Below are 7,576 nucleotides of genomic sequence, written 5' to 3' on the forward strand. Positions count from 1 at the left end.
CTGCACCTAACCCGTCTACGCCACTTCTGTTAGGACACTTCGCAGATCAGCTCGCCACCAACATTGGCTTTGCGCGCTGCGCGGTCAGAAATAATGCCCTGATTGGTGGATACGATCATGATACCCAGGCCACCTTTGACCTTGGGAATCTCACCCGCGGCCTTGTAGACCCGCAGACCAGGACGACTTACCCGTTTGATAGTGTCAATCACCGGGCTGCCTTCGAAATACTTAAGCTCAACCGTCATTACCGGTTTCTTGTCATCGCTGATCTTGTAATCAGCAATGAAGCCCTCTTCCTTCAGTACTTTGGCTACAGCTTCCTTTGCCTTGGAGGCAGGAATCTCGACCTGTACTTTCTCGGCCATCTGGGCGTTACGGATACGAGTTAACATATCCGCCATGGTATCTTGCATGCTCATGCCGCAATCGCTCCGCTTAACTTTGCTTACCAGCTGGCTTTAACCAGACCGGGAACATCACCGCGCATCGCTGCTTCACGCAGCTTGATCCGGCTCAGGCCGAACTTGCGGTAGTAGCCGTGCGGACGACCGGTGATACGACAGCGGTTACGCTGACGAACCGGGGAAGAATCGCGCGGCAATTTTTGCAGCTGAAGCTGAGCATCCCACTTCGCTTCAGGTTCTGCATTGGGATCCTGGATAATCGCCTTAAGCGCTGCACGCTTGGCGGCAAAACGCTTAACCAGCTTAGCGCGTTTTGCTTCCCGGTTTTTCATGGATTCTTTAGCCATGATAAATCCTCTTAGCCCTTCAGCGGGAAGTTGAAGGCGCGCAGCAGCGCCCGTGCTTGGTCGTCGCTTTTCGCTGTGGTGGTAATGGTGATATCCATACCACGCAGCTTGTCGACTTTATCGAAATCAATTTCCGGGAACACGATCTGCTCGCGCAGCCCCATGGAATAATTACCACGGCCGTCAAAGGATTTCGGATTCAGACCACGGAAGTCGCGAATACGCGGAATGGCGATGGAAACCAGACGCTCGAGGAATTCATACATTCTCTCGCCACGCAGGGTTACCTTACAGCCAATCGGCCAACCTTCACGGATCTTGAAGCCTGCTACAGACTTGCGCGCGTTGGTTACCAGGGGCTTCTGACCGGAAATTGCAGTCATGTCCGCCAGGGCACCATCCATCGCCTTACGATCCGCGGAAGCTTCACCAACACCCATGTTCAGGGTGATCTTGGTGATCTTTGGCACTTCCATGATATTACCGAGGCCAAGCTCTTCTTTCAGCTTGGGCACGATGTCGTTTTGATAAATCTTTTTCAGATCACTCATGGGTCACCTAACCTACAGCGTTTCGCCGTTGGACTTGAAGAAACGCACTTTGTTGCCGTCTTCAAAACGGAAGCCCACACGATCCGCTTTCTGCGTCTTGGGGTTCCAGATGGCAACGTTGGAAGCGTTTAGCGATGCTTCCTGTTCTACGATGCCGCCTTGAGTACCACGGTTAGGATTGGCCTTAACATGTTTTTTAACCATGTTGACGCCAGCAACGATGAGGCGACCATTGTCCAGAACCTGCTGAACAGAGCCACGCTTACCTTTGTCCTTTCCCGCAATTACAATGACTTCGTCATCACGCTTAATCTTGAGCATTACCTTCACCCGCCTTTACAGAACTTCAGGTGCCAGGGAGATGATCTTCATAAACTGCTCGGTACGCAGCTCCCGCGTTACCGGGCCGAAGATCCGGGTACCGATCGGTGCTTTATTGTTGTTCAAAAGCACCGCGGCGTTTTCGTCGAAACGAATCAGTGAACCGTCTGGACGACGCACACCCTTACGGGTACGCACGACCACAGCGGTCATTACATCACCTTTCTTTACACGGCCGCGCGGAATTGCTTCCTTCACTGTGACCTTGATGATGTCACCAATGCCTGCATAGCGGCGGTGAGAACCACCCAGCACTTTGATGCACTGTACCCGACGGGCGCCGCTGTTATCGGCGACTTCGAGCATGCTTTCGGTCTGAATCATCGCTAAATCTCTCCAACTCTGCCTTTACAGGCAGCCACAGCAACGGTCCGTCAGGCTTCGTTCGCCTGTTCAACTACGTTTACCAGCATCCAGGTCTTGCGTTTGGACAGCGGCCGGCACTCCTCAATGGTGACCAGGTCACCTTCACGACATGCATTCTCTTCATCGTGCGCCATCAGTTTCGTGGAACGCTTGATGATCTTGCCGTAAATCGGGTGCTGGACCCGGCGCTCTACCAACACAGTGATAGTTTTGTCACCTTTATTAGAGATGACTTTGCCGGTAGCGGTCCGGCGCATTGTATTCGCCTCTGCCATGACTAGTTACCCTGCTTCTCTCTCAGAATGGTCTTAACGCGCGCAATATTGCGGCGAACCGTCCCAAGCTCATGGGTTTTAGAAATCTGACCGGACGCGCTCTTCATACGCAGCTTGAATTGTTCTTCAAGCAGCTCGATTTGCGTCTGCTGCAGCTCTTCGACACTCTTTTCTTTCAGCTCGCTCGCTTTCATGGCTTACATCACCGTCCGAGTAACGACACGGGTGCTTACCGGCAGCTTGGCCGCGGCCAGACGGAACGCTTCACGCGCAACGTCTTCTGACACACCTTCCATTTCGTAAAGCATCTTGCCCGGTTGAATCTGGGCTACCCAATACTCTACAGAACCCTTACCTTTACCCATCCGCACTTCAAGAGGCTTCTTGGTAATCGGCTTGTCCGGGAAAACCCGGATCCAAATTTTACCACCACGTTTGATGTGGCGGGTCATTGCACGACGGGCCGCTTCGATCTGGCGCGCAGTAATACGGCCACGACCGGTAGCTTGCAGTCCAATAGTGCCAAAAGACACTTTGCTGCCCCGCTGTGCCAGGCCGCGGTTACGGCCCTTCATCACTTTCCGGAATTTGGTACGCTTCGGCTGCAACATCGTTCGTTACCCTTTAACCGCGGCCGCGCTTCTTCGCGCCCTTGGACTGCTTCTGCTGCTCTTCCTTCTGAACCTGCTCCATGCCACCAAGCACTTCGCCACGGAAGATCCACACCTTGATACCGATAGTGCCGTACGTAGTTTCAGCACGTACGCTTGCGTAATCGATGTCGGCACGCAAAGTATGCAGAGGCACTCGGCCTTCGCGGTACCATTCGGTACGCGCAATTTCTGCACCACCCAGACGACCGGACAGCTGAATTCTGATACCTTCAGCACCGGACTTCATGGCGTTCTGAACCGCACGCTTCATGGCGCGACGAAACATCACTCGGCGCTCCAGCTGACCAGCGACATTGTCACCTACCAGGCGCGCATCCAGGTCGGGCTTGCGCACTTCCTCGATGTTGATGTGAACTGGCACACCCATCTGGGCGGCCACATCGCGGCGCAGGCGTTCGACATCTTCGCCTTTCTTACCAATCACGATGCCCGGTCGAGCGGTAGCAATAGTGATGCGCACGTTTTCTGACGGACGCTCAATCTTGATACGGCTCACCGACGCATTCTTCAAACGCTTAAACAGGAACTCTCGTACCTGCAGGTCGGTAACCAGGCAGTCTGCGTAAGACTTCGGTCCGGCATACCAAAGCGAGTTGTGCTCTTTGACAATGCCAAGGCGAATACCGACCGGATGAACTTTCTGACCCATCTGGTTACTCCTGACCTTCTGAGACTTTCACAGTAATGTGGCAAGTACGCTTGAGGATTCGGTCAGCGCGGCCTTTGGCGCGCGGACGAATACGCTTCATGGTCATGCCTTCATCCACGCAAATCGTGGACACCTTCAGCTCATCAACGTCAGCGCCGTCGTTGTTTTCCGCATTTGCAATCGCGGACTCCAGCACTTTCTTAACGATTTTTGCCGCCTTCTTCGGGCTGAATTCCAGAAGATTCAGCGCCTTCTCGACTTCCAGGCCTCGGACCTGGTCCGCTACGAGGCGGGCTTTCTGAGCCGAAATTCTTGCGCCGCGCAGACGGGCTGCAACTTCAGTAGCCATGGCTGTCACCTTATCGCTTAGCCTTTTTGTCCACGATATGCCCGCGGTAGGTGCGGGTCAGGGCGAATTCGCCCAACTTGTGGCCCACCATGTGCTCGGTAACCATTACCGGTACATGCTGTTTGCCGTTATGCACAGCAATTGTCAGACCCACCATCTCCGGAACGATCATGGAGCGACGGGACCAGGTTTTAATCGGCTTACGGGAGCCGGCTTCCACCGCATCTTCCACCTTGCTGAGCAGGTGGTGATCCACAAAAGGACCTTTTTTCAGTGAACGTGGCACAGCCTGAACCTCTCTTTATCCCTTACTTACGACGGTCACGCACAATCATTTTGGTCGTGCGCTTGTTTGTACGGGTCTTGTAGCCCTTAGTCGGCACACCCCAAGGGGTTACCGGATGACGGCCACCAGAAGAGCGCCCTTCACCACCACCATGTGGGTGGTCGACCGGGTTCATCGCCGCACCGCGAACAGTGGGTCGAACACCCCGCCAGCGCGTTGCACCCGCTTTACCCAGCGAGCGCAAACTATGCTCACTGTTGGATACTGCACCGATGGTAGCCTTGCAGTCAGCATGCACCTTGCGCATTTCGCCGGAGCGAAGACGCAGAGTTACGTACTGGCCGTCTTTCGCCAGAACCTGCACGGATGTCCCTGCAGAGCGAGCGATTTGACCACCTTTACCAGGCTTCATCTCCACATTGTGGACAGTGGAACCCAGCGGAATATTACGCAGCGGCAAGGCGTTACCCAGCTTGATCGGCGCATCTTCGCCGGACTGGATGCGGTCTTCCGCTTGCAGGCCCTTGGGGGCCAGAATGTAGCGACGCTCACCGTCCAGGTACTTGACCAGCGCAATGTGCGCGGAACGGTTCGGATCGTATTCCAGGCGCTCAACAATGCCTACAACACCGTCCTTGTTGCGACGGAAGTCGACCAAGCGATACTTCTGCTTGTGACCACCACCCTTGTGACGAGTGGTGATACGACCATTGTTGTTACGACCACCGTTTTTGCTCTTGGCTTCCAACAGCGGCGCGTAGGGAGCACCTTTATGCAGATCTTCGTTGACCACCTTGACTACAAAGCGGCGGCCCGGAGAAGTCGGCTTGCACTTCACAATCGCCATTATTCCTTACTCCCTTCCTTACTCTGCGCCCAGGAAGTCAATGTCCTGGCCTTCCTCAAGGGAAACATAGGCCTTCTTCCAGTCAGCGCGCTTACCAGCTACGCGACCAAAGAATTTGGACTTGCCTTTCATGTTGGCGGTACGAACAGCCTTCACTTTCACTTCAAAAAGGGCTTCAACTGCCTTTTTGATTTCCAGCTTGTTCGCATCTTTAGCCACTTTAAACACGAAGGTGCCATTCTGATCGGCAAGCACTGTTGCCTTCTCAGAAACGTGCGCAGCACGCAGCACTTTCAAAATACGTTCCTGGTTCATGCCAGCGCCTCCTCAAGCTTCTTAAGAGCCGGCACAGTAACGAGCACCTTCTCGAAAGCAATCAGGCTCACCGGATCAACGCCGTCAGCATCACGCACGTCGACTTTAGGCAGATTGCGCGAACCCAGATACAGGTTCTCGTCAACGCTGTCAGTCACGATCAGGACGTTAGTCAGATCCAGCTCTTTCAGCTTGGCTGCTACAGCCTTGGTTTTCGGCTCGTCTACGGTGAATTCATCCACCACAATCAGACGCTCCTGGCGAACCAGCTCAGACATGATGCACTGCAGCGCACCACGGTACATCTTGCGGTTCACTTTCTGAGAGTGATCACGCGGCACCGCTGCAAACGTCTTGCCGCCGCCACGCCAGATCGGGCTACGGATCGTACCAGCACGGGCACGACCAGTCCCTTTTTGACGCCACGGCTTACGGCCACCACCGCTCACATCAGAGCGATTTTTCTGAGCCTTGGTACCCTGACGGGCACCAGCCAGAAACGCAGTCACAACCTGATGAACCAGAGGCTCGTTAAAGTCCTTGCCGAAGGCGACTTCGGAAACGGTAACGGTACCTCCAGAGGCAGTATTGAGATTCATCCTCTATTCCTCTTTCAGGCCTTCGCCTTCACTGCCAGACGCACGATCACATCACCACCGGTAGCACCGGGGACCGCACCTTTAACCAGCAACAGATTCTTATCAGCATCTACGCGAACCACTTCCAGATTCTGGACAGTGACGCGCTCAGCACCCATATGGCCAGCCATCTTCTTGCCTTTGAATACGCGGCCCGGAGTCTGGTTTTGACCAATGGAACCCGGAGCACGATGAGACAAGGAGTTACCGTGGGTCATGTCCTGGGTGCTGAAGTTCCAGCGCTTCACGCCACCAGCAAAACCCTTACCTTTGGAAGTGCCGGTCACATCAATCATCTGACCTGCTTCAAACCCTTCGACGGTCACTTCAGAACCCGGCTGCAGCTCACCAGCTTCAGCACGGAATTCCCAAACGCCACGACCCGCTTCTACGCCAGCTTTCGCAAAATGACCGGCTTGCGCCTTGGTCACGCGGCTGGCACGGCGCTCACCTACCGTTACTTGCACGGCCTGGTAGCCATCTGATTCTTCGGCCTTGAGCTGGGAGACCCGATTCGGGGTCACTTCGATGACAGTCACGGGAACACTGATACCTTCCTCAGTGAAGACCCGAGTCATCCCACATTTCCGACCGATCACACCAATCGCCATTGTTTACCTCTTCACAACCTGTCGCGGTAATACCCGCCCGTTGTTAACCCAGGCTGATCTGCACATCCACACCAGCAGCCAGATCCAGCTTCATCAGCGCATCCACGGTTTTATCCGTAGGCTCGACGATGTCCACCAGCCGCTTGTGGGTGCGGATCTCATACTGATCTCGCGCGTCTTTATTTACGTGCGGAGAGATCAGCACTGTAAAGCGTTCTTTACGCGTCGGCAGCGGGATAGGACCCGTCACTTGCGCGCCTGTCCGTTTAGCCGTATCCACGATCTCTTGGGCGGACTGATCAATCAGACGATGATCAAAGGCCTTGAGCCGGATGCGGATTCTTTGGTTAGCCATAGCTAACAAACTCCAGACTGTTTCGAACCATATTTATATGGCAAAAAGCCCACTTACCTGATCGCCTATGGATAGGTTAGTGGTGTCAAAACAAGCCCGGGAACAATGCCCCGGTTGGTACTGCTCGTAAGCAGGGCGCAGATAGTAGCCATTCCCCCCGGGCATTGCAAGGGCCTTTTGCCCCAAATCCGGGAAATCCAGCAAAAAAGTGAAAATAAAGCACCCTTCGGCCTTATACCCACTCCTCTACCCGCTCCCGGCATTCCGAGAGCACGCCGGCACACGCCCAAAGGCCTGACACCAGCATCAAAAAGGGGCCGCCAGGCGGCCCCTTTTTGCACCAAGAAAGAACTTACTCGGTGATTTTGGCAACCACACCGGCGCCAACGGTACGGCCGCCTTCGCGAATCGCGAAGCGCAGGCCGTCTTCCATGGCGATCGGAGCGATCAGCTCAACGTCCATTTGCACGTTGTCGCCCGGCATTACCATTTCGGTACCTTCCGGCAGGGTACAAGCACCCGTTA

16 protein-coding genes and 1 pseudogene are annotated in these 7,576 nt (G+C 54.7%); all 17 read right to left on the bottom strand.

Translation table 11 applies throughout. The features are described from left to right. Nucleotides 1-29: 29 nt before the first annotated feature. Nucleotides 30-422 (bottom strand): 30S ribosomal protein S8, encoded by a 393-nt coding sequence (gene rpsH / locus Q0Y02_RS08190; protein WP_035249936.1) that lies wholly within the window; start codon nucleotides 420-422, stop codon nucleotides 30-32. A 26-nt stretch (nucleotides 423-448) separates the two neighbouring features. Further along, nucleotides 449-754, bottom strand: a complete 306-nt coding sequence (rpsN, locus tag Q0Y02_RS08195; protein ID WP_035249935.1) for a 30S ribosomal protein S14 — start codon at nucleotides 752-754, stop codon at nucleotides 449-451. A gap of 11 nt (nucleotides 755-765) precedes the next feature. Continuing rightward, nucleotides 766-1,305 (bottom strand): 50S ribosomal protein L5, encoded by a 540-nt coding sequence (rplE, locus tag Q0Y02_RS08200; RefSeq protein ID WP_035249934.1) that lies wholly within the window; start codon nucleotides 1,303-1,305, stop codon nucleotides 766-768. 12 nt (nucleotides 1,306-1,317) lie between these two features. Continuing rightward, on the bottom strand, nucleotides 1,318-1,626 hold the full coding sequence (gene rplX / locus Q0Y02_RS08205) for a 50S ribosomal protein L24 (RefSeq protein WP_035249933.1): 309 nt from the start codon (nucleotides 1,624-1,626) through the stop codon (nucleotides 1,318-1,320). Between the two features lie 15 nt (nucleotides 1,627-1,641). After that, nucleotides 1,642-2,010, bottom strand: a complete 369-nt coding sequence (gene rplN / locus Q0Y02_RS08210) for a 50S ribosomal protein L14 (RefSeq protein ID WP_022986486.1) — start codon at nucleotides 2,008-2,010, stop codon at nucleotides 1,642-1,644. A 50-nt stretch (nucleotides 2,011-2,060) separates the two neighbouring features. Next, nucleotides 2,061-2,327, bottom strand: a complete 267-nt coding sequence (rpsQ, locus tag Q0Y02_RS08215; protein ID WP_290508861.1) for a 30S ribosomal protein S17 — start codon at nucleotides 2,325-2,327, stop codon at nucleotides 2,061-2,063. A 2-nt stretch (nucleotides 2,328-2,329) separates the two neighbouring features. Continuing rightward, on the bottom strand, nucleotides 2,330-2,521 hold the full coding sequence (rpmC, locus tag Q0Y02_RS08220; protein WP_011587694.1) for a 50S ribosomal protein L29: 192 nt from the start codon (nucleotides 2,519-2,521) through the stop codon (nucleotides 2,330-2,332). 3 nt (nucleotides 2,522-2,524) lie between these two features. Continuing rightward, on the bottom strand, nucleotides 2,525-2,938 hold the full coding sequence (gene rplP / locus Q0Y02_RS08225; RefSeq protein WP_035249931.1) for a 50S ribosomal protein L16: 414 nt from the start codon (nucleotides 2,936-2,938) through the stop codon (nucleotides 2,525-2,527). A gap of 13 nt (nucleotides 2,939-2,951) precedes the next feature. After that, nucleotides 2,952-3,650, bottom strand: a complete 699-nt coding sequence (gene rpsC / locus Q0Y02_RS08230) for a 30S ribosomal protein S3 (RefSeq protein WP_035249930.1) — start codon at nucleotides 3,648-3,650, stop codon at nucleotides 2,952-2,954. A 4-nt stretch (nucleotides 3,651-3,654) separates the two neighbouring features. After that, nucleotides 3,655-3,999, bottom strand: a complete 345-nt coding sequence (gene rplV / locus Q0Y02_RS08235; protein ID WP_035249929.1) for a 50S ribosomal protein L22 — start codon at nucleotides 3,997-3,999, stop codon at nucleotides 3,655-3,657. A 10-nt stretch (nucleotides 4,000-4,009) separates the two neighbouring features. Further along, nucleotides 4,010-4,285: a 30S ribosomal protein S19 gene (gene rpsS / locus Q0Y02_RS08240; RefSeq protein ID WP_035249928.1), complete on the bottom strand. Its 276-nt coding sequence runs from the start codon at nucleotides 4,283-4,285 to the stop codon at nucleotides 4,010-4,012. A 22-nt stretch (nucleotides 4,286-4,307) separates the two neighbouring features. Beyond that, on the bottom strand, nucleotides 4,308-5,132 hold the full coding sequence (gene rplB / locus Q0Y02_RS08245; protein ID WP_035249927.1) for a 50S ribosomal protein L2: 825 nt from the start codon (nucleotides 5,130-5,132) through the stop codon (nucleotides 4,308-4,310). Between the two features lie 18 nt (nucleotides 5,133-5,150). Then, nucleotides 5,151-5,447 carry a 50S ribosomal protein L23 gene (gene rplW / locus Q0Y02_RS08250; protein WP_035249926.1) on the bottom strand — a complete coding sequence of 99 codons (297 nt, stop codon included), beginning with the start codon at nucleotides 5,445-5,447 and terminating at the stop codon, nucleotides 5,151-5,153. Further along, nucleotides 5,444-6,046, bottom strand: a complete 603-nt coding sequence (gene rplD, locus Q0Y02_RS08255) for a 50S ribosomal protein L4 (RefSeq protein ID WP_035249925.1) — start codon at nucleotides 6,044-6,046, stop codon at nucleotides 5,444-5,446. Before rplD ends, rplW begins: the two co-directional genes overlap by 4 nt. Nucleotides 6,047-6,060: 14 nt before the next feature. Next, a complete protein-coding gene (gene rplC, locus Q0Y02_RS08260; protein WP_297766842.1) occupies nucleotides 6,061-6,696 on the bottom strand; it encodes a 50S ribosomal protein L3 in 636 nt (211 codons plus the stop codon). A 43-nt stretch (nucleotides 6,697-6,739) separates the two neighbouring features. Beyond that, nucleotides 6,740-7,051 (bottom strand): 30S ribosomal protein S10, encoded by a 312-nt coding sequence (rpsJ, locus tag Q0Y02_RS08265; RefSeq protein WP_022986497.1) that lies wholly within the window; start codon nucleotides 7,049-7,051, stop codon nucleotides 6,740-6,742. Between the two features lie 352 nt (nucleotides 7,052-7,403). After that, nucleotides 7,404-7,576 (bottom strand): annotated as a pseudogene (gene tuf / locus Q0Y02_RS08270) (elongation factor Tu); the annotation flags it as partial.

It is taken from the genome of uncultured Alcanivorax sp. (assembly GCF_947258575.1).
Classification (GTDB): Bacteria; Pseudomonadota; Gammaproteobacteria; order Pseudomonadales; family Alcanivoracaceae; genus Alcanivorax.